Here is a 20,278-nt window from a genome sequence, read left to right as displayed (position 1 = left end):
AGAACAATGAGCAGAAAATATTTCGGTACCGACGGTATTCGTGGTCACGTCGGCCAGTTTCCCATTACTCCGGAGTTCATGCTGAAGCTCGGCTGGGCGGCAGGCATGGCGTTTCGCAAGCAGGGCAAGTGCCGCATCCTGATCGGCAAGGACACGCGGATTTCCGGCTACATGTTCGAGTCGGCCCTCCAGGCCGGTCTCTCGGCGGCCGGGGCGGATGTGTTGCTGCTGGGTCCTATGCCGACACCGGCGATTGCTTACCTCACGCGTACCTTTCATGCCGAAGCGGGCATCGTCATCAGCGCCTCGCATAACCCGCACCATGACAATGGCATCAAGTTTTTCTCCGGTCGCGGTACCAAGCTGCCCGATGAGCTCGAGCTGATGATCGAGGAGCTACTGGATGCACCCATGACGGTGGCGGAGTCCGCCCAGTTGGGCAAGGCATCCCGGATCAACGATGCGGCTGGTCGGTACATCGAGTTCTGCAAGAGTAGCGTGCCTACCAGCACCGATTTCTCCGGAATGAAGGTGGTGCTCGATTGTGCTCATGGGGCCACCTACAAGGTTGCACCCAATGTCTTTCGCGAGTTGGGCGCGCAGGTGGTGGTCATCGGTGCCGATCCGGATGGCTTGAACATCAATGCCAATGTGGGTTCAACCCATGTTGGTCAGCTACAGAAAGCTGTCATCGAGCATGGTGCCGATCTGGGTATCGCTTTTGATGGTGATGGTGATCGAGTGATGATGGTCGATCACACCGGCATGGCCGTGGATGGCGACGAGCTGCTCTTCATCATCGCCAGCGATCTCAAGGCTAGAGGACTGCTGGAAGGTGGTGTGGTCGGTACGCTGATGAGTAATCTCGGCCTAGAGCTCGCGCTCAAGGACGCTGATATCCCCTTCGTCAGGGCCAAGGTGGGTGACCGCTATGTTATGGCTGAGATGCTCGAGCGTAACTGGCAGCTTGGTGGGGAGAACTCGGGCCATATCGTCTGTGGACAGCACGTCACCACGGGTGACGCGATCATCGCGGCGTTGCAGGTGGTGCTCGCCTTGCACCGGCGGGACCAGACGTTGGCGCAGGCGCGGCAAGCATTGAAGAAGTTTCCGCAGGTACTGATCAACGTCCGTTTCCCTGCGGGTAGCGACCCGGTTTCGCATCCCGACGTGCAGGCTGCCTGTGACGAAGTCACCGCTAAAATGGCGGGCCGTGGCCGGGTGCTGCTGCGCAAATCCGGCACCGAACCGCTGGTGCGCGTGATGGTGGAAGGCGACGACGAAAGGCAGGTGCGCGGCTACGCCGAACAGCTGGTTAAGGTCGTCAATGAAGTTTGCGAATGAATCGGCTTGCCAGGCGTTTTTCTCTTGAGTAACATCTGCGCCCACTTTGACCGACGGGGTAAAGCATGCGTCGCCAACTGGTAGCTGGTAACTGGAAGATGAACGGTACCCGCGCCAGCGTCGCAGAGCTGATTCGGTCGTTGTGCGAGCAGGCGATGCCTGTTTCGGTGGAAGTCGTGGTGCTGCCTGGTTCGTTGCATGTTAGCCAGGTGGTCGAAGGTCTTTCCGGGTCGCAGCTAGGTGTTGGTGCGCAGGATTGCGCAGTTGAAAGCGGCTTCGGCGCCTTGACCGGTGAAGAGTCGGTCGAGCAGTTGCAAGATGCAGGCTGTGAATGGGTTCTGGTCGGTCACTCGGAGCGTCGCCTGATTCTGGGTGAAAGCGATGAGGTGGTCTGCCGCAAGTTTGCTGCTGCCAAGGCGTGTGGTCTGAAGCCGATTCTCTGTGTGGGCGAAACGCTCGAGCAGCGAGAGGCTGGTCAGACGCTTGAGGTGGTGGGGCGTCAGCTGGGGGGCGTGGTGTCCGCTTTGGGTATCTCGGCTCTGGTTGATGCGGTTGTGGCGTATGAGCCGGTCTGGGCCATTGGGTCGGGGCTGACCGCAACGCCACAGCAGGCGCAGGAAGTGCACGCTGCCATTCGGGCGCAGCTGGCTCGAGAGGATGCTGAAATCGCCGAGGGCGTTCGGATTCTCTATGGTGGCAGCGTAAAGGCTGCTAATGCGGCCGAGCTGTTCGGGATGGCGGATATTGATGGGGGGCTCATTGGTGGAGCCTCTCTGAAAGCGGACGAATTCGGTGCGATCTGTCGCGCCGCAGGGAACTGAACAGATGTTGCAGACTGTTGTTATTGTGGTGCATCTGCTGGTTGCCATTGGTGTGGTAGTGCTGGTGTTGCTGCAGCAGGGTAAGGGTGCCGACGCCGGTGCTTCGTTCGGTTCGGGTGCTTCGGCAACCGTATTCGGAAGCCAAGGTTCTGCTACCTTTTTGAGTCGAGTTACTGCTATACTAGCGACCGTTTTTTTCGTGACCAGTCTGGGGCTTGCGTTCTTCGCCAAGCAGCAGGCTGATCAGCTGTCGGGGGCAGGTCTGCCTGATCCCGCGGTTCTGGAAGTGCCGGCCGAAAGGCCAGTTGTTGACGATGTGCCTGCTCTCGAAGAGCGCCGGCCAGCCGAGACGACAGGGGATATACCTCAGGCGCCCGGGCAGTAAAGGTTTTGCCGAGGTGGTGGAATTGGTAGACACGCTACCTTGAGGTGGTAGTGGCCATAGGCTGTAGGGGTTCGAGTCCCCTCCTCGGTACCAAACAAGCAGGCCCGCATCAGCGGGCTTTCTTGTTCTTAGGGCTCAGGTTGACCAGCTTCAGGGTCGGCCGTATAATTCGTGCCCAGCTTTAGACGCGGGGTGGAGCAGTCTGGTAGCTCGTCGGGCTCATAACCCGAAGGTCGTTGGTTCAAATCCAGCCCCCGCAACCAGTTGTAGAAGAGCCCCTGTCAAGGGGCTTTTTCTTAGCTGAAGCCAGGCCGCCGGCATTTACAGGCGGTTTCGCAGGATGGGCGTTTCGCCCATTTTTCATTTTTACAGCATGCACGAGGGACTTCGATGTCGAGCAAGCTAGAACAGTTGCAGGCCTTGTTGGCCCCTGTGGTCGAGGCGCTCGGCTATCAATGCTGGGGTATTGAATTCCTTTCCCAGGGTCGACATTCGCTGTTGCGGGTGTACATCGACCACGCCAACGGCATCCTCGTCGAGGATTGCGAGAAGGTGAGCCGCCAACTGAGTGGCGTGCTCGATGTCGAAGATCCCATCAGCGCTGAGTACACCCTTGAGGTGTCCTCGCCAGGTATGGATCGGCCGTTGTTCACACTGGACCAGTTCGCCACCCACGTTGGCGAGGTGGTAAAGATCAAGCTGCGTTCGCCCTTCGAGGGGCGCCGCAATTTTCAAGGCCTTCTGCGTGGGGTGGAAGAGCAGGACATCGTGGTGCTGGTCGACGACCACGAATATCTGTTGCCGATCGACTCGGTCGACAAGGCCAACATAGTTCCCCGGTTTGAGTGAGACGCGGATCCCGCGAACCCCAATGGATTGCGAAAGGCGAGGCGTACGATGAGCAAAGAAGTACTGCTAGTTGTTGAGTCGGTGTCCAATGAAAAGGGCGTACCGGCCGGCGTGATTTTCGAGGCGCTGGAACTGGCGCTGGCCACGGCCACCAAGAAGCGTTACGAAGACGAAGTCGACCTGCGTGTAGAGATCAACCGTCAGAACGGCAGTTACGAAACCTTTCGTCGCTGGACCGTGGTTGAAGAGGCCGATTTCGATGATCCTGACATTCAGCTGACCCTCGATCAGGCAGAGGCACGCAAGCCCGACGCCAAGATCGGCGATGTGCTGGAAGAGAAGATCGAGTCGATCGAGTTCGGCCGTATCGCAGCACAGACCGCCAAGCAGGTCATCGTGCAGAAAGTTCGCGAAGCGGAGCGTGCCCAGGTCGTCGAGGCCTATCGCGATCGTCTTGGCGAAATCATTTCCGGTACGGTGAAGAAGGTCACTCGCGACAACGTCATTGTCGATCTCGGCAACAACGCCGAAGCTCTATTGGCTCGTGAAGACATCATCGCCCGCGAAACCTTTCGTGTAGGTGCTCGCGTTCGGGCGCTGCTCAAGGAAATTCGTACTGAGAATCGCGGCCCTCAACTGATCCTGTCGCGTACCGCGCCGCAGATGCTGATCGAGTTGTTCCGCATCGAAGTGCCGGAAATCGCCGAAGAGTTGATCGAGGTGATGGGCGCTTCGCGTGATCCGGGTTCGCGCGCCAAGATCGCCGTGCGCTCCAAGGACAAGCGGATCGACCCGCAGGGTGCCTGCATCGGCATGCGCGGCTCGCGCGTGCAGGCGGTATCGGGCGAGATCGGCGGCGAGCGCGTCGATATCGTGCTGTGGGACGAAAATCCCGCCCAGTTCGTGATCAATGCGATGGCGCCGGCCGAAGTGGCCGCAATCATCGTCGATGAAGATGCCCATGCAATGGACATCGCCGTCGCCGAGGACAACCTGGCGCAGGCTATTGGCCGCGGTGGCCAGAACGTCCGCCTGGCCAGCCAGCTGACCGGCTGGACTCTTAACGTGATGACCGAGGCCGATATTCAGGCCAAGCAGGAGGAAGAAACCGGCGACATTCTGCGCGCCTTCATCGAAGAACTGGACGTCGACGAGGAGCTGGCACAGGTTCTGGTCGAAGAAGGCTTCACCTCGCTGGAAGAGGTGGCTTATGTCCCGATGGAGGAAATGCTCGCAATCGAAGGGTTCGACGAGGACATCGTCAACGAGCTGCGTTCGCGCGCCAAGGATCGCCTGTTGACCAAGGCCATCGCCACTGAAGAAAAACTGGCAGACGCTCAGCCAGCCGAAGATCTGCTCGCGCTGGAAGGCATGGACAAGGAACTGGCGGTCGAGTTGGCAATGCGAGGTGTCATCACTCGCGAAGACCTGGCCGAGCAGTCGATCGACGACCTGCTCGACATAGACGGCATCGACCAAGAGCGTGCCGGCAAGCTGATCATGGCCGCCCGAGCCCATTGGTTCGAGTAAGTAATTAGCGGCCTGAGGAGAGGAATGCATGACGCAAGTCACGGTGAAAGAACTGGCCCAGGTGGTCGACACACCGGTCGAGCGACTGCTTCAGCAGATGCGTGAGGCAGGACTGTCGCACACCAGCGCCGAGCAAGTAGTGACCGATAACGAGAAACAGGCGCTGTTGGCGCACCTGAAGAGCAGCCACGGCGCCAAGGTGAACGAGCCGAGCAAGATCACCTTGCAGCGCAAGACCACCACCAAGCTGAAAGTGGGTGGCAGCAAGACCATCAGCGTTGAAGTGCGCAAGAAGAAGACCTTCGTCAAGCGCAGCCCCGATGAGATCGAGGCCGAAAAGCAGCGCGAGCTGGAAGAACAGCGCGCAGCCGAAGAAGCGGCGCGGCTGAAGGCCGAGGAAGACGCGCGTCAACGTGCCGAGGAAGAGGCGCGTCGTCAGGCCGATGAGCAGGCCCGTGCGGCCAGTGCGGGACAGACCGCCGAAGCGCCTGGGACGCCCCCCGCCGAGCCTTCGCCTGCAGTGGCGGCTGTCGCGGCTGCTGCTCCCGCTCCGGCTGCCGATGATCGCAAGAAGGACGAGGTGCGACGCACCGAGAAGGCGCGCAGCGACGAGGATGAGCGTCGTGACCGCAAGCACGCGCAACACCGTCCTTCGCTCAAGGCCAAGGCGCCTCTGGGCCGTACCGCTCGCACGGGTGATGACGAGGCGGACAGCTTCGGGCGCCGTGGCGGTCGTGGCAAGTCGAAGCTCAAGAAGCGTAACCAGCATGGGTTCCAGAGCCCAACAGGACCTGTCGTGCGCGAAGTTTCCATTGGCGAGACCATTACCGTTTCCGAGCTGGCACAGCAGATGTCGGTCAAGGCTGCGGAAGTCATCAAGTTCATGTTCAAGCTGGGTTCGCCGGTCACCATCAACCAGGTGCTCGACCGTGAAACCGCTCAGCTGGTGGCTGAAGAACTGGGCCACAAGGTCAAGCTCGTCAGCGACAACGCACTCGAAGAGCAATTGGCCGAGTCGTTGAAGTTCGAAGGTGAGGCGGTGTCCCGCGCTCCGGTTGTGACCGTCATGGGTCACGTCGACCACGGTAAGACTTCGCTGCTCGACTATATCCGCCGTGCCAAAGTCGCCTCCGGTGAAGCGGGTGGCATCACTCAGCACATCGGTGCGTACCACGTTGAAACCGACCGCGGTATGGTCACCTTCCTCGATACCCCCGGCCACGCCGCGTTTACTGCCATGCGTGCCCGCGGTGCGAAAGCGACCGACATCGTCATTCTGGTGGTGGCTGCGGATGACGGCGTGATGCCGCAGACCGAGGAAGCCATCCAGCACGCGAAAGCGGCCGGTGTGCCGATCGTGGTCGCGGTGAACAAGATCGACAAGCCGGAAGCGGATCTGGACCGGATCAAGAACGATCTGGCCGGACGCGACGTGATCCCGGAAGAATGGGGCGGCAACGCCCAGTTCGTTGCGGTATCGGCGAAAGTCGGTACAGGCGTCGACGAGCTGCTCGAAGCCGTACTGCTGCAGGCCGAATTGCTCGAACTGAGCGCCACGCCTTCCGCACCGGGTCGTGGTGTGGTGGTCGAATCCCGTTTGGACAAGGGCCGTGGCCCGGTGGCCACCGTGCTGGTACAGGACGGTACGTTGCGCCAGGGCGACATGGTTCTGGTCGGCGTCAACTATGGCCGCGTTCGGGCCATGCTCGACGAAAACGGCAAGCCTGTAAAAGAAGCTGGCCCGTCGATTCCGGTCGAAATTCTTGGCCTGGACGGCACGCCGGACGCCGGTGACGAGCTGATCGTTGTCGCCGACGAGAAGAAGGCGCGCGAAATCGCTCTGTTCCGTCAGGGCAAGTTCCGCGAGGTCAAGCTGGCCCGTGCGCATGCCGGCAAGCTCGAAAACATCTTCGAGACCATGGGGCAGGACGAGAAGAAGACCCTCAATATCGTGCTCAAGGCCGACGTGCGCGGTTCGCTCGAGGCCCTGCAGGGCTCGCTGAGCGATCTGGGCAACGACGAAGTTCAGGTGCGAGTGGTCGGTGGCGGTGTCGGTGGTATCACCGAGAGCGATGCCAACCTGGCGCTGGCATCCAACGCCGTGCTGTTCGGCTTCAACGTGCGGGCCGATGCCGGTGCGCGCAAGATCGTCGAGCAGGAAGGTCTGGACCTGCGTTACTACAACGTCATTTACGACATCATCGATGACGTGAAGAAGGCCCTGTCCGGCATGCTGGGTAGTGACGTACGGGAGAACATCCTGGGCGTGGCCGAGGTGCGTGACGTGTTCCGTTCGCCGAAGTTCGGCGCGATCGCTGGCTGTATGGTCATCGAGGGCATGGTCCACCGTAACCGTCCGATCCGCGTACTGCGCGATGACGTGGTCATCTTCGAAGGCGAGCTGGAATCTCTGCGCCGCTTCAAGGATGACGTGGCCGAAGTCCGCGCCGGCATGGAGTGTGGTATCGGCGTGAAGAGCTACAACGACGTCAAGGTCGGCGACAAGATCGAAGTCTTCGAGAAGGTCCAGGTGGCTCGCTCGCTCTAAACAGCAGCTGCAAGCCTCAGACGGCAAGCTTCAGGGGTAACCCGGAAGCTTGCCGTTTGCCTTTGCAGCGAGATGGTTTTTTAAGCTGCAGACGCAGCTCGAGGCATGTTTTATGGCCAAAGAATTCAGCCGTACCCAGCGTATCGGCGATCAGATGCAGCGCGAGCTGGCATCTCTGATTCAGCGCGAGATCAAGGATCCGCGTCTTGGGCTGATCACCGTCACGGCGGTGGACGTCAGTCGCGATCTTTCCCACGCCCAGATTTTCATCACCGTCATGGGCAAGGATGACGATGCCGAGGCGGTCAAGGAAAGCGTAAAGATCCTCAACGAGGCCAGCGGCTTTCTACGCATGCAGCTAGGCAAGTCGATGAAGGTCCGGACCATTCCGCAGCTTCGCTTCCATTACGACGCCAGTGTTCGCCGCGGTGTTGAGCTGGCCGCGCTGATCGAGCGGGCGGTCGCCGAAGACCGCAAGCACGAAGACGACGCGAAGGAGTAACCCGTGGCGCAGGTCAAACGTGTCAGGCGTGCCGTCAACGGCATCATGCTGCTCGACAAACCCAAAGGGCTGACGTCCAACGCTGCGCTGCAGAAGGTGCGCTGGTTGCTCAACGCCGAGAAGGCCGGCCATACCGGCAGCCTCGATCCCCTGGCAACCGGCGTGCTGCCGCTCTGTTTCGGAGAGGCGACCAAGTTTTCGCAGTATTTGCTCGATGCCGACAAGGGCTACGAGACGCGCATGCAGCTGGGTGTAACCACCAGCACCGCCGACGCCGAGGGCGAGGTGCTCCTGCGCCGGCCGGTAGAGGTCGACTACGCTCAGCTGGAGTCCGTGCTGCCACGTTTCCGTGGCGACATCCAGCAGATACCGCCGATGTATTCGGCGATCAAGCGCGATGGCCAGCCGCTCTACAAGCTCGCCAGGGCAGGAGAGGTAGTGGAGCGCGAGGCGCGTTCTGTTACCATTGCGCGCCTGGAACTGCTCGAGCTCGACGGCGAAACGGCGCGTCTGGCGGTCGCCTGCAGTAAGGGCACCTACATCCGTACGCTGGTCGAGGATATTGGCGAGCTTCTCGGTTGCGGCGCACATGTTGCCGAGTTGCGGCGGACGCAGGCAGGGCCCTTCGACCTTTCGCAGACGATCAGTCTCGAAGCGTTGGAGCAGGCGCACGCCGAAGGCGGTGCGCCGGCGCTCGATGCGTTTTTAAAGCCGGTGGACAGCGGGCTGGAACATTGGCCGCTGCTACAATTCTCCGAGCACAGCGCGTTCTACTGGCTGCAAGGCCAGCCAGTGCGGGCACCGGAGGCGCCGAAGTACGGCATGGTCCGGGTACAGGACCATAACGGTCGCTTTATCGGTATCGGTGAGGTGAGCGACGACGGGCGGATTGCGCCACGTCGATTGATTCGGTCGGAATGACCGTTGCACGCGGCGCTTCGCGCGGCGTGTTCAGAGGGTGGCTGTCAGCAGGCACGGTCATACCTCTTTTTAAAACACGGGAAGCGATTCCCGGCCTGTTCACTCAAGGAGCCCTAACATGGCACTGAGCGTTGAAGAAAAAGCCCAGATCGTAAACGAGTACAAGCAGGGTGAAGGCGATACCGGTTCTCCGGAAGTGCAGGTAGCCCTGCTCACCGCTAACATCAACAAGCTGCAGGACCACTTCAAGGCCAACGGCAAAGATCACCACTCCCGTCGTGGTCTGATCCGTATGGTTAACCAGCGCCGCAAGCTGCTGGATTACCTGAAGGGTAAGGACACCACTCGTTACAGCAGCCTGATCGGCCGCCTGGGCCTGCGTCGCTAAGCGACGTTCGCTGCAAGCAAGAAGCTGGGAGCTTGAAGTTGAAAGCCAGGGATTTTCCCGCTTACAGCTTCGGGCTTCCAGCTTTTAGCTTTCTGGATGAAACAGCTCGGGTCCGACTCCCGCTGCTTCCCACGATTTCCCCCAAGGCAACACAGAGAAGGAAAACACCGTGAACCCGGTAATCAAGAAGTTTCAGTTCGGTCAATCGACCGTAACCCTCGAGACGGGCCGTATCGCCCGCCAGGCCTCCGGCGCCGTGCTCGTCACCGTCGACAACGACGTCACCGTGCTGGTCACCGTGGTTGGTGCCAAGAGCGCCGATCCGAGCAAGGGCTTTTTTCCGCTGTCGGTGCATTATCAGGAGAAGACTTACGCGGCCGGCAAGATCCCGGGCGGCTTCTTCAAGCGCGAAGCGCGTCCTTCGGAAAAGGAAACCCTGACCTCGCGTCTGATCGATCGTCCGATCCGTCCGCTGTTCCCGGAAGGTTTCCAGAACGAAGTGCAGGTCATCTGCACCGTGGTTTCCACCAGCAAGAAGACCGATCCGGACATCGCTGCGATGATCGGTACCTCGGCTGCTTTGGCCATTTCCGGCATTCCGTTCGACGGCCCGATTGGCGCCGCCCGCGTGGCTTTCCACCCGGAAACCGGCTATCTGCTGAACCCGACCTACGAGCAGCTCAAGGCTTCCAGCCTGGACATGGTCGTGGCTGGCACCAAGGACGCTGTCCTCATGGTCGAGTCCGAGGCCAAGGAGCTGACCGAAGACCAGATGCTCGGTGCCGTGCTGTTCGCCCATGACGAATTCCAGACCGTTATTCAGGCCGTTACAGAGCTGGCTGCTGAAGCCGGCAAGCCGCGCTGGGACTGGCAAGCCCCTGCTGCCAACACCACGCTGCTGGATGCCATCCGCAGCGAGTTCGGCGAAGCCATCTCCCAGGCCTACACCATCATCATCAAGCAGGATCGCTATGCGCGCCTGGGCGAACTGCGTGACCAGGTCGTCGCCAAGTTCTCCGGCGAAGAAGGCCAGCCTTCGGCCGGTGAAGTCAAAGACGCCTTCGGTGAAATCGAATACCGCACCGTTCGTGAAAACATCGTCAATGGCAAGCCGCGTATCGACGGCCGTGACACCCGCACCGTTCGCGGGCTGAACATCGAAGTCGGTGTTCTGGGCAAGACTCACGGTTCGGCGCTGTTCACCCGTGGTGAAACCCAGGCTCTGGTCGTGGCTACCCTGGGTACCGCCCGCGATGCTCAGTTGCTCGATACCCTGGAAGGCGAGAAAAAAGACCCCTTCATGCTGCACTACAATTTCCCGCCGTACTCGGTGGGCGAATGTGGTCGCATGGGTGCCACTGGTCGCCGTGAAATCGGTCACGGCCGTCTGGCTCGTCGTGGTGTCGCGGCCATGCTGCCGAGCGCCGACGAGTTTCCGTACACCATCCGTGTGGTTTCGGAAATTACCGAGTCCAACGGCTCCAGCTCCATGGCTTCGGTCTGCGGCGCCTCGCTGGCACTGATGGACGCTGGTGTGCCGATGAAAGCGCCGGTGGCCGGTATCGCCATGGGCCTGGTCAAGGAGGGCGAGAAATTTGCCGTGCTGACCGACATCCTCGGTGACGAAGACCACCTGGGCGACATGGACTTCAAGGTCGCTGGTACCGCCAAGGGCGTGACCGCGCTGCAGATGGACATCAAGATCCAGGGCATCACCGAAGAAATCATGGAAATCGCCCTGGGCCAGGCCCTGGAAGCGCGCCTGAACATTCTCGGCCAGATGAACCAAGTCATCGCGCAGTCGCGCAGCGAGCTGTCGGCCAACGCACCGACCATGATTGCGATGAAGATCGATCAGGACAAGATTCGCGACGTGATCGGCAAGGGCGGCGCCACCATTCGCAGCATCTGCGAAGAGACCAAGGCCTCGATCGACATCGAAGATGATGGCTCGATCAAGATCTTCGGCGAGACCAAGGACGCTGCTGAAGCTGCCAAACAGCGCGTATTGAGCATCACCGCCGAAGCCGAGATCGGCAAGATCTACGTGGGGCGCGTCGAGCGCATCGTCGATTTCGGTGCCTTCGTCAACATCCTGCCGGGCAAGGACGGTCTGGTGCACATCTCGATGCTGAGCGATCAGCGTGTCGAGAAGGTCACCGACGTGCTCAAGGAAGGTCAGGAAGTGAAGGTGCTGGTACTGGACGTGGACAACCGCGGCCGTATCAAGCTGTCGATCAAGGACGTGGCGGCCGCCGAAGCTTCTGGCGTCTGATTCGCGGCGTTTAAAAAAGGGCCCTTCGGGGCCCTTTTTATTTGATTCGGTGTCTCGGCGCTATTGCAAGTTGCACGTGCCCTAGGCGGCCAACATGCAATGTGCAATTGCGATTGCTCGATAGTTATTTATAACTCCTTGTTTTATATAGTTATTTATATGGGCGCCGCTTGGCACGCGGCTTGCGACATTACTCATGAATCCGCAGCCGGAGTAATGCTGCGGAAACCATGAGAAGAGGAGTAACTCCATGAAAAAGATCCAGACTTCCGTCGCTGCCGCCGTTGTCACCGCTGCCCTGAGTGTTCCGTTCGCTGGCGCTGCCCTGGCCGATAGCACCCCTGCGCTGGGCCAGTCGGACACCCTGATGCTTGCCGCAAACGAAGCAAAAAATGCAGGTGATGCCGTTTCTGACACCTGGATCACCACCAAAGTGAAGTCCGTTCTGCTGGCTGAGGGCTCCACTCCTGGAATGGACATCGAAGTCGAAACCAAGGATGGCATCGTGTCGCTGACCGGCACCGTGGCTACCGAGGCCGAAAAAGAAATGGCCATTTCCAAGGCCAAGGACGTCGAAGGCGTGCGTAACGTTTCCGCCGACGGCCTGAAAACCGCCGACTAAGGGTTTTGTTGGGCCATGTTCCCCTTGCATGGCAGACGAACCCCACGCCAATGCGTGGGGTTTTTTTATTGGCCTCGCCGACTATCGATGTGCCGCAGTCGATTCCCCTCGAAACGCAGGTAATGGAGCATCCCGTGGTTCGGGCCATAGATCCATTCCTCGACCTGCACCTCGTTGCGAAAGCCGTAGTCGTCCACGACCTCTTTGAAACCGATCAGGCTGTTGCTGGCCGGCGGCCCGCATTTATTCAGAACCTCGCTTATGGTGGCATCGGTGCTCACCAGTTGACTGCCACACCGGTAGGTCGATGAGGCCAGTGCTACGGGTGCCCAAAAGGTCAGCGACAGCAGAAACAGCCGCGTGATCACGGTCATGGCGAGCCTCCGCTCAGTTGCTGCGGCGCGTTTCGATGCGCACCAGGCGGCTGCCTTCGAATGTCAGAATGCTGATTGAGCCGTTGCTCGGGCCGTATACCCACTCCTCGAGCCTGAACTCCTGTCGATCGTTGCGGCCAAGCGCGTAGCCGACCAGGTCGCTGTGAGCCGGGGGCCCGCATTTGCGCTCGACCTCGAACGCGCGGTCTCCGGTACTGACCAGTTGGTTGCCACAGCGCATGGTGTCCGCCTGGGCGGCGCCGGAGCAGACCAATATCGCGGTCAGGCATAAAAGAAATCGGGTTAGGGTCATGCTAGTCGCTTCCCAAGTGCAGCAGGCTGATTACCTGACCATTGTCGGGCTCGGTCAGGCCGGTGTCGAGCAAGTACACGCGGCTGGCGTCCAGGCCGCCGCGATCCACCAGATGCTCCTTGATGGCCGCGGCTCTGGCCTGCGCCAGGCGCCTTAGCAAGCCAGCATTGTCGCTCCAGCTGTCGAGGATCGCCTGCCGCAGTTGCCTGGCGCGCTCGTCCTCGTCCAATTGCCGCCATGGCTCTGGCGGCTGCTGCTGAAGCCTGCTGCGGTAGATGGCTTCCAGCAGCGCTGGCTTATCACCGTCGGCGACTTCCAATTGCGAAGGATCGCGCGGCACCTGGTCGCTCCGGCGCTGGCGCATGTTGTACAGAGTGCTCCGGTATTCTCGCTCGAGCCACTGCTCGGCCAGCAACGGACCATCGTTTTGCCGTGCGCTCATGCCTTCGACCTCCAGGTGTAGGGCTGGGCGCTCCTTGAGCGCTGCGGCGAGGGTATCGAGTGCCTGGCGGGCCTGGGCATCGAGGCTGCTGTCACCGGCGGCGAAGGCAATATGGCTGAGGTCGTCCTGGTCGCTACCGACCAGCCCGCCGAGAAAGCGAAATGGCGCCTTGGCGGCTCGCACGACGAGGTTGCGCAGCGTCTGCCAGACGATCGGCATGACATCGAACTGCGGGTCGTTAAGGTCGCCTTGGACCGGTAGCTCCAGTGAGATGGTTCCGCGGCTGTCCTTGAGCAGGGCCACGGCCAGGCGTACGGGTAGGTCCACGGCGTCGGGGCTGTCGACGCGTTCGCCGAGCTGAAGCTGTTCGAGCACCACCTTGTTCTCGGCGCGCAATTGACCTTGCTGAATGCGGTAGTGCAAATCTAGATCGAGCCGCCCGCGGCGGATGCGGTAACCGGCGAACTTGCTGGAGTAGGGGGTCAGTGTGGTCAGTTCGACCTGACGAAAGCGTGTCGCGATATCGAGGTTCTGCAGCGGGTCGAAAGGCGTCAGGCTGCCGCTGATGGTGACTGGCGCATAGCGGTCAACCTTGCCGTTGACCTCAACGCTGGCCGGGCGGTCGGCGCGGCTGTCGAGCGTTCCGATGCGACCGTTGAGTTCCTGCACCGCGGTTGCGAACGGCGGCCGCAGGCTGAAATCGGCGAAATTCGCCGAGCCTTGGGTGATATCGACTTGGCCGATACGAATCGCCAGCGGCTCGCTCGGCGCGGATTCGCTCCCGCGTTTAGGAGCTTCGGGCTGCTCGATCAGCAGGTCGTTGATATTGGTGGTCAGGTTCTGATTGATGATGAAGCGGGCGTAAGGCTCGTCGAGCACCACCCGTTCGATGCCGAGTTGAGCGCCATGCCGATAGTCGAGCCCCTCGACGTCCAGGCGCTGCCATTTGAGGAAGTCGCGGTTGTTCAAGGTGTCGAGCGCATGCAGTTGGCTAATCCCCGCGCGGCCGGTGACGCTGAGGGTCAGCGGCTCGGCGCCCTGCAGAGCGATCTCCAGTTCGCCGTCGAGCCGCCCGCTGCGCAGCTCCAGGCGAACGAAAGGGCTGAGGTAGGCCTGGGCGATTCGCATGTCCAGGCTGTCCAGGGCGACGGCCAATTGGCCGCTCAGGGGTTCGAGCTGCATGCTACCTTCGGCACCTAACGTGCCCTGGCGACCGACGCCGGCATTGACGCTCAGGCTGAAGGGCGTAGTGCCGGCACTGTCGAAGTCGCGCAGGTGAATGTCGAGTGGCGTCAGGTCGAGGGTCACCTCGTCGTCGGGTACGCGGTCGGTCAGGTGAACGGTTGCGCCTTCGAGCCCGGCGTCGCGCAGCAGAACCTGCCAGGGGCGTGCCGTCTGGCCAGGCTCCTGCTTGCCGGAAGCGGTCGCATCGCCATTCCCGGCGAAGCGCTTTTGCCAGTCGAGCACTCCGTCGGCCTCGCGTATGGCCCAGGTTTCCAGGCCGTGCAGGCGCAGCTGGCCGACGGTTAACCGTTGGTCGGCCAGGCTCATCGAGGTATCTCCGACCGACAGGGACTTCAGGCGAAGCAGCGGCTCGCCCGCGGGGCTGTCGATGGCGAGCGCGGTGGAGTCCAGCCGCGCGTTGTCCAGGCGCAGGGAAAAGCCGTCGCTGAGGTCCAAGGCATAATCGCTGCTGGCATTCAGCCGACCCTCCTTGAGCGCCAATGGCACCGACTGCTGCACGTACGGCCAGAAGGTACGCAGCTCCAGGTCGCTGAGGCTCAAGCTGCCGTTAGATATAAACGGGTCCAGGGCGAGCTGCCCCTGCCATCGCAACTGGCCGCCCGCCGGATTGCGGGCCACCAGGCTGATGTCCGCACGGCCATCGTCGCGTGTCACCAGGTTGTGCAGCTCAAGGTTCAGGGTGTCGTAGACCAGATCAACCGGTTGTTGCGGCTGCAGGTCCTGAATGTGTAGATAACCACGGATCAGCTGCAGCCGATCGATACGCAATGGAAAGGTTTGCGCGTCATCGTCCGCTGGGGCGTTGCTTTCGGGGATGTCGAACAGCTGGGCGAGATTGAACGTACCGTCCTTGGCGAAGCGGACCTCGCTGCGGGGACGTTCCAGCTCGACATCGGCCAGATGCAGCCGACGCTGCCAGAGACTGCTCCACTGCAGATTGAGGTAGAGCCGGTCCAGGCCCAGCTGCTCGTCCTCGGGTTCGCCGATGCGCAGGTCGAACAGGCTCAGCTCGAGGCTGAAGGGGTTGAATTCGATGCGTTGCAGTTTCGCCGGAGCGCTGACGTAGCGCTCGAGCTGACCATTGATCAGGTGCAGCGCGATGCCTGGCAGTACGAGAAATCCCAGCAGGCTGTAAAGAGCCACTGAGAGCAGGGCGATGATGGCCGTTCGTTTTACGGATGTTCTTCTCATGGGGTGCTGTCAGCCAGGCGGATGCCCTGAGTATGCCACGCCCGCTGCGGGCGGAATTGCACCGCAGCCGGAGGTGTGACGGAACTCCGCCTGTGACCTGCGTTGCGCCCTAGCGTTCGATAGCCAGAGCCACACCCTGGCCGCCGCCGATGCACAGGGTGGCGAGCCCGCGGCGGCCGTCACGGCGAATCAGCTCATGCAGTAGGGTGACCAGTACCCGGCAGCCGGATGCGCCGATCGGGTGACCCAGCGCGATGGCGCCGCCGTTCACATTGACGCGCTCGCTGTCCCAGCCAAGCTCCTGGCCCACTGACAGCGCCTGGGCGGCGAAGGCTTCGTTGGCTTCGATCAGGTCCAGCTGGTCCAGTGTCCAGCCCGCTTTCTCAAGGCAGCGGCGAGTCGCCGAGACCGGCCCGATGCCCATGATGGCCGGGTCTACACCAGCGTTGGCGTAAGCGGCAATGCGGGCCAGCACCGGCAGTCCGAGCGAGCGAGCCTTGTCTGCGCTCATCAGCAACACCGCGGCGGCGCCGTCGTTGAGGCTCGAGGCGTTGCCGGCGGTGACACTGCCATCTTTCTTGAAGGCGGGCTTGAGCTTGGCCAGGGCCTCGGCGGTGGTGCCCGCACGCGGTTGCTCGTCGGTATCGAAGATCAGCGGGTCGCCTTTACGTTGGGGAATGCTGATCGGTGTGATCTGCGACTGGAAGTGCCCGGCCTCGATCGCGGAGATGGCTTTCTGCTGGGAGGCGGCGGCAAAGGCGTCCTGCTGCTCGCGGGTAATACCGTACTTGTCCACCAGATTCTCGGCGGTGAGGCCCATGTGGTAGTCGTTGAAGGCATCCCATAGGCCGTCTTCGATCATGCTGTCGATCATCTGCGCATGGCCCATGCGCAGGCCGGTGCGTGCGCCGGGCATCACATAGGGCGCCAGGCTCATGTTCTCCATGCCGCCGGCGATAATGACCTCGGCATCGCCACAGCGGATGGCCTGGGTGCCTAGATGTAGAGCCTTGAGGCCCGAGCCGCACACCTTGTTCAGGGTCATGGCCGGAACCGCATAGGGCAGGCCTGCCTTGATCGAAGCCTGGCGCGCCGGGTTTTGGCCCGCGCCTGCCGTCAGCACATGGCCGAGGATGACTTCATCGACCTGTGCCGGATCGAGCCCGGTCTGCTCCAGCAGACGGCGGATGACCGCCGCGCCCAGTTCTACGGCGGGCAGGTTGGCCAGTGCTCCCTGGAAGCTGCCGATGGCAGTGCGCGTAGCGGCAACGATGACGACCTCTTGCATGAACGAAACCTCATGTTGGCTGCGGATAACCGCGAGGGGCACCATCTTGGCACAACGGCCAGGGCTGGCCCACTGACCGAACCGATGAGTCACGTCAGTGGCGGCAAGCCCATGCGACGGCGGGCGCGATGTGCCGATCCGTTGCGAACCGCCCAACGCAGCAACGGCGCAGTGCGCCGGACACCCGCACGGATCAGGGCACTGCGTGCCGGACCCGGCGTCAGATCCAGCATGTCGCTGGCCCACTCGGGCAACAGGTCGACACCGGCCTGCATCATCAGCTTGCCGAAGGGCTTGGTCAGGGCATTGGGTGCGGGCTCGGCGAACAGCAGTCGCACCACCTCTCGTGAGCGTTCGTCGCAGAGCAGTTGCGGGCGCATCGCCTCGAGATAGTTCGCCACCTCCTGCCGGGAGCGGGGCACATCGCGAGCACCTAGGCGTTCGGCCACCAGGGCAATTTCCGCGTAGTAACGATCCTGCTCTGCCGCCGGGAGGGCGGGGTTGCGATAGCGCAGGTGGGATTTGAGAAAGCTGCTGACCTCAGCGACATGAACCCAGGTCAGCAGCTGCGGATCGTCCGCGGCGTAAGGGCGACCATCCGGTGCGGTACCCCTGATTTGGGCATGGATGGTGCGCACGCGCTGTATCAAGCGCTCGGCGTCGGCGTGGCTGCCGTAGGTGGTCGCAGCGATGAACTGGCCGGTGCGGCGCAGCCTGCCGAGCATGTCCTGACGGAAGTTGGAGTGATCCCAAACCCCGGCCAGCGCCAGGGGATGCAGAGCCTGCAGGAGCAGCGCCGAGATGCCGCCGATGAGCATCGAGGTGAAGTCGCCGTGGACCTTCCAGCATGCCGAGTCGGGGCCGAACAGCCCGGGGTCCCCGCGCGGATTCTCGTAGTCGATACCGCCTATGGCCAGTCCGGTCAGGTTCAACGCCTGGGATTCGAGGTGGCGACGCAGCAGGTCCATGATGAGCCAATAGCAAGAAAAGAACCGGCAGGCTGCAGCAAAACCACAATCGCAACAAGACCAGGGCGACGCATTACGTGAGATCAGGCGTGGCGCCGACGACCGCCACGCCTGCGCTAGGCTAGCGGTTCAATCGCTGGGCGATGAGTTCCTCGACCACCGAGGGATCGGCCAGCGTGCTGGTATCACCGAGGGTGTCGAGCTCGTTGCAAGCGATCTTGCGCAGGATGCGCCTCATGATCTTGCCGGAACGGGTTTTGGGCAACGCCGGGGCCCACTGCAACCTGTCGGGTTTTGCGAAGCTGCCGATCTCTTTACTCACCAGCGCCAGCAGTTCGGCCTTGAGCGCCTCGCTCGGCTCGCTGCCGCGCATGGGTGTGACGAAGGCATAGACGCACTGGCCTTTGACATCATGTGGGCAACCGACGACGGCGGCTTCGGCAACGGCGTCGTGAAGCACCATCGCGCTTTCGACCTCGGCAGTGCCGATGCGGTGTCCGGACACGTTGATCACATCGTCCACACGGCCGGTGATCCAGTAGTAGCCGTCTTCGTCGCGCCGGGCCCCGTCGCCGCTGAAATAATAGCCGGGGTAGGGCTTGAAGTAGGTTTCGATGTGGCGCTCGTGGTCGCCGTAAAGGGTTCTGGTCTGACTCGGCCAGCTTGCGCTAATCGCCAGCACGCCGCTGCCCGGCCCCTCTATGATGCCGCCGCTTTCATCGAGCAGGACCGGCTGGATGCCGAAGAAGGGGCGGGTTGCCGAGCCTGGTTTCAGGTCGGTCGCGCCAGGTAGCGGCGTGATCATGATCGCGCCAGTTTCGGTCTGCCACCAGGTATCCATGATGGGGCAACGACCTTCTCCGATCACTTGGTAGAACCATTCCCAGGCCTCGGGATTGATCGGCTCGCCCGCAGTGGCGAGCAATCGCAGGCTACTGCGCGAGGTGCGCTTGACCGGCTCGTCGCCTTCGCGCATCAGCGCGCGGATGGCGGTGGGTGCGGTGTAGAAGATGTTCACCTGGTGCTTGTCGACGATCCGCCAGAAACGGGAGGCGTCCGGATAGGTGGGTATGCCTTCGAACATCAGGGTCGTGGCGCCATTGGCCAGCGGTCCGTAGACGACGTAACTGTGGCCGGTAATCCAGCCCACATCAGCGGTGCACCAGTGAATATCGCCGTCGTGGTAATCGAAGACGTAGCGGTGCGTCATGCTCGCCTGCAGTAGGTAGCCGGCCGTGGTATGCAGCACGCCCTTGGGTTTGCCGGTGGAGCCGGAGGTGTAGAGGATGAACAGCGGGTCCTCGGCGTCCATCGGTTCTGGATCGCAGCGCGGGTCGATGCCGTGCAGGGCCTCGTGATACCAGAGGTCTCGACCCTCTACCCAGGCGATCGGTCCTTCGGTGCGCTGCACGACGATTACGCTGCTCACTTGCGGGCATCGCTCCAGCGCTTTGTCGACGTTTTCCTTGAGTGGAATGTATTTGCCGCCACGTATCCCTTCGTCAGCGGTGATCACCATGCTGCAGTTGGCGTCATTGATTCGGTCGCGCAGCGCGTCGGGCGAAAAGCCACCGAATACCACGGTGTGCACCGCGCCGATGCGGGCGCAGGCGAGCATGGCATAGGCCGTTTCGGGAATCATCGGCATGTAGATGCAGACGCGGTCGCCCTTGCGCACGCCACGGCTCTTCATCACGTTGGCCAGTCGGCAGACGTGGTGGTGCAGTTTTCGGTAGGTGATCTGCGCGGATTCGGAAGGGTCGTCGCCCTCCCAGAGTATCGCCGTCTGCTCGGCGCGCTCTGGCAAGTGGCGATCGATGCAGTTGTAGGCGACGTTCAGCTGGCCACCTTGGAACCAGGCGGCCTGACCACTATGCATGTCGCTCTGGTGGAGGGTGCCCCATGGCTTGGACCAGTCGAGGAACGCGCGGGCCTGCTCGCTCCAGAACTGTTCGGGCTCTTCTATCGACTGCCGATAGAGGCGCTGGTAGGCGTCGTTGTCCAGGTGAGCACGTTGACGCACGGCGTCGGAGACCGGGTGGGTCTTGGCTTCGAACATGGCGGTTTCCCTTGTTTTTATCTGTCCGCAACAGCCGAAGGGTGCGCTTTGCCGAACCGTGGTTCAAGCGGGGCGGCTAATCCGTTGGTCGCATAGGGTTCACGATCGGCAGGGACACAGACAAAAAAAGACCCGGCAAAGATGCCGGGTCAAAACCGTGATTAGCCTGATGAGGAGATAACCTGAAAGACCGACTGCCTGGGCTCCCAGCTT

17 protein-coding genes and 2 tRNA genes are annotated in these 20,278 nt (G+C 61.6%); 13 read left to right on the top strand and 6 right to left on the bottom strand.

Going from position 1 to position 20,278, the window contains the following annotated elements; genetic code table 11:
- Window positions 1-6 precede the first annotated feature (6 nt).
- From glmM to G7026_RS18060, 13 genes are all read left to right on the top strand, one after another.
- A complete protein-coding gene (gene glmM / locus G7026_RS18120) occupies window positions 7-1,344 on the top strand; it encodes a phosphoglucosamine mutase (protein ID WP_181072480.1) in 1,338 nt (445 codons plus the stop codon).
- Window positions 1,345-1,409: 65 nt separating this feature from the next.
- Window positions 1,410-2,165 (top strand): triose-phosphate isomerase, encoded by a 756-nt coding sequence (tpiA, locus tag G7026_RS18115; protein WP_181072315.1) that lies wholly within the window; start codon window positions 1,410-1,412, stop codon window positions 2,163-2,165.
- Window positions 2,166-2,169: 4 nt separating this feature from the next.
- Complete coding sequence (gene secG, locus G7026_RS18110) at window positions 2,170-2,550, top strand: preprotein translocase subunit SecG (protein ID WP_181072314.1); 381 nt, start codon at window positions 2,170-2,172, stop codon at window positions 2,548-2,550.
- A 7-nt stretch (window positions 2,551-2,557) separates the two neighbouring features.
- A tRNA-Leu gene (locus G7026_RS18105) sits at window positions 2,558-2,643 on the top strand.
- Between the two features lie 93 nt (window positions 2,644-2,736).
- A tRNA-Met gene (locus tag G7026_RS18100) sits at window positions 2,737-2,813 on the top strand.
- Window positions 2,814-2,940: 127 nt separating this feature from the next.
- Window positions 2,941-3,399, top strand: a complete 459-nt coding sequence (gene rimP / locus G7026_RS18095; protein WP_181072313.1) for a ribosome maturation factor RimP — start codon at window positions 2,941-2,943, stop codon at window positions 3,397-3,399.
- A 48-nt stretch (window positions 3,400-3,447) separates the two neighbouring features.
- Window positions 3,448-4,929 (top strand): transcription termination factor NusA, encoded by a 1,482-nt coding sequence (gene nusA, locus G7026_RS18090; RefSeq protein ID WP_181072312.1) that lies wholly within the window; start codon window positions 3,448-3,450, stop codon window positions 4,927-4,929.
- Window positions 4,930-4,957: 28 nt separating this feature from the next.
- Window positions 4,958-7,477: a translation initiation factor IF-2 gene (gene infB, locus G7026_RS18085; RefSeq protein WP_181072311.1), complete on the top strand. Its 2,520-nt coding sequence runs from the start codon at window positions 4,958-4,960 to the stop codon at window positions 7,475-7,477.
- Between the two features lie 112 nt (window positions 7,478-7,589).
- Window positions 7,590-7,979 carry a 30S ribosome-binding factor RbfA gene (gene rbfA / locus G7026_RS18080; RefSeq protein WP_181072310.1) on the top strand — a complete coding sequence of 130 codons (390 nt, stop codon included), beginning with the start codon at window positions 7,590-7,592 and terminating at the stop codon, window positions 7,977-7,979.
- 3 nt (window positions 7,980-7,982) lie between these two features.
- Window positions 7,983-8,900 carry a tRNA pseudouridine(55) synthase TruB gene (truB, locus tag G7026_RS18075; RefSeq protein ID WP_181072309.1) on the top strand — a complete coding sequence of 306 codons (918 nt, stop codon included), beginning with the start codon at window positions 7,983-7,985 and terminating at the stop codon, window positions 8,898-8,900.
- 118 nt (window positions 8,901-9,018) lie between these two features.
- On the top strand, window positions 9,019-9,288 hold the full coding sequence (gene rpsO, locus G7026_RS18070; protein WP_138409425.1) for a 30S ribosomal protein S15: 270 nt from the start codon (window positions 9,019-9,021) through the stop codon (window positions 9,286-9,288).
- 169 nt (window positions 9,289-9,457) lie between these two features.
- Window positions 9,458-11,563, top strand: coding sequence for a polyribonucleotide nucleotidyltransferase (gene pnp, locus G7026_RS18065; RefSeq protein ID WP_181072308.1), 2,106 nt, complete (start codon window positions 9,458-9,460; stop codon window positions 11,561-11,563).
- A 250-nt stretch (window positions 11,564-11,813) separates the two neighbouring features.
- Entirely contained in the window at window positions 11,814-12,185 is a 372-nt protein-coding gene (locus G7026_RS18060; RefSeq protein ID WP_181072307.1) for a BON domain-containing protein, read from the top strand.
- A gap of 65 nt (window positions 12,186-12,250) precedes the next feature.
- On the opposite strand, the gene G7026_RS18055 is transcribed toward G7026_RS18060, so the two are convergent.
- From G7026_RS18055 to acs, 6 genes are all read right to left on the bottom strand, one after another.
- Complete coding sequence (locus tag G7026_RS18055; protein ID WP_181072306.1) at window positions 12,251-12,559, bottom strand: DUF2845 domain-containing protein; 309 nt, start codon at window positions 12,557-12,559, stop codon at window positions 12,251-12,253.
- 13 nt (window positions 12,560-12,572) lie between these two features.
- Window positions 12,573-12,872: a DUF2845 domain-containing protein gene (locus G7026_RS18050; RefSeq protein WP_181072305.1), complete on the bottom strand. Its 300-nt coding sequence runs from the start codon at window positions 12,870-12,872 to the stop codon at window positions 12,573-12,575.
- A 1-nt stretch (window position 12,873) separates the two neighbouring features.
- The gene (locus G7026_RS18045) at window positions 12,874-15,750 is read right to left on the bottom strand and encodes a DUF748 domain-containing protein (protein WP_181072304.1); all 2,877 of its coding nucleotides are present in this window, start codon (window positions 15,748-15,750) and stop codon (window positions 12,874-12,876) included.
- A gap of 109 nt (window positions 15,751-15,859) precedes the next feature.
- Complete coding sequence (locus G7026_RS18040) at window positions 15,860-17,038, bottom strand: acetyl-CoA C-acetyltransferase (RefSeq protein ID WP_181072303.1); 1,179 nt, start codon at window positions 17,036-17,038, stop codon at window positions 15,860-15,862.
- Between the two features lie 89 nt (window positions 17,039-17,127).
- Window positions 17,128-18,006: an oxygenase MpaB family protein gene (locus tag G7026_RS18035; protein WP_181072302.1), complete on the bottom strand. Its 879-nt coding sequence runs from the start codon at window positions 18,004-18,006 to the stop codon at window positions 17,128-17,130.
- Window positions 18,007-18,127: 121 nt separating this feature from the next.
- Window positions 18,128-20,065 (bottom strand): acetate--CoA ligase, encoded by a 1,938-nt coding sequence (gene acs / locus G7026_RS18030; RefSeq protein ID WP_181072301.1) that lies wholly within the window; start codon window positions 20,063-20,065, stop codon window positions 18,128-18,130.
- Window positions 20,066-20,278 lie beyond the last annotated feature (213 nt).

The organism is Stutzerimonas azotifigens, assembly GCF_013522725.1.
Taxonomy (GTDB): Bacteria; Pseudomonadota; Gammaproteobacteria; order Pseudomonadales; family Pseudomonadaceae; genus Stutzerimonas; species Stutzerimonas azotifigens_A.
This window is presented reverse-complemented; position numbering and strand designations above follow the sequence as displayed.

What these genes read in the sequence shown, in the direction of transcription:
- glmM (WP_181072480.1), top strand. Translation starts at nt 7, where the DNA reads ATGAGCAGAAAATATTTCGGTACCGACGGTATTCGTGGTCACGTCGGC.
- tpiA (WP_181072315.1), top strand. Translation starts at nt 1,410, where the DNA reads ATGCGTCGCCAACTGGTAGCTGGTAACTGGAAGATGAACGGTACCCGC.
- secG (WP_181072314.1), top strand. Translation starts at nt 2,170, where the DNA reads ATGTTGCAGACTGTTGTTATTGTGGTGCATCTGCTGGTTGCCATTGGT.
- rimP (WP_181072313.1), top strand. Translation starts at nt 2,941, where the DNA reads ATGTCGAGCAAGCTAGAACAGTTGCAGGCCTTGTTGGCCCCTGTGGTC.
- nusA (WP_181072312.1), top strand. Translation starts at nt 3,448, where the DNA reads ATGAGCAAAGAAGTACTGCTAGTTGTTGAGTCGGTGTCCAATGAAAAG.
- infB (WP_181072311.1), top strand. Translation starts at nt 4,958, where the DNA reads ATGACGCAAGTCACGGTGAAAGAACTGGCCCAGGTGGTCGACACACCG.
- rbfA (WP_181072310.1), top strand. Translation starts at nt 7,590, where the DNA reads ATGGCCAAAGAATTCAGCCGTACCCAGCGTATCGGCGATCAGATGCAG.
- rpsO (WP_138409425.1), top strand. Translation starts at nt 9,019, where the DNA reads ATGGCACTGAGCGTTGAAGAAAAAGCCCAGATCGTAAACGAGTACAAG.
- G7026_RS18060 (WP_181072307.1), top strand. Translation starts at nt 11,814, where the DNA reads ATGAAAAAGATCCAGACTTCCGTCGCTGCCGCCGTTGTCACCGCTGCC.
- G7026_RS18055 (WP_181072306.1), bottom strand. Translation starts at nt 12,559, where the DNA reads ATGACCGTGATCACGCGGCTGTTTCTGCTGTCGCTGACCTTTTGGGCA.
- G7026_RS18050 (WP_181072305.1), bottom strand. Translation starts at nt 12,872, where the DNA reads ATGACCCTAACCCGATTTCTTTTATGCCTGACCGCGATATTGGTCTGC.
- G7026_RS18045 (WP_181072304.1), bottom strand. Translation starts at nt 15,750, where the DNA reads ATGAGAAGAACATCCGTAAAACGAACGGCCATCATCGCCCTGCTCTCA.
- G7026_RS18040 (WP_181072303.1), bottom strand. Translation starts at nt 17,038, where the DNA reads ATGCAAGAGGTCGTCATCGTTGCCGCTACGCGCACTGCCATCGGCAGC.
- G7026_RS18035 (WP_181072302.1), bottom strand. Translation starts at nt 18,006, where the DNA reads ATGGACCTGCTGCGTCGCCACCTCGAATCCCAGGCGTTGAACCTGACC.
- acs (WP_181072301.1), bottom strand. Translation starts at nt 20,065, where the DNA reads ATGTTCGAAGCCAAGACCCACCCGGTCTCCGACGCCGTGCGTCAACGT.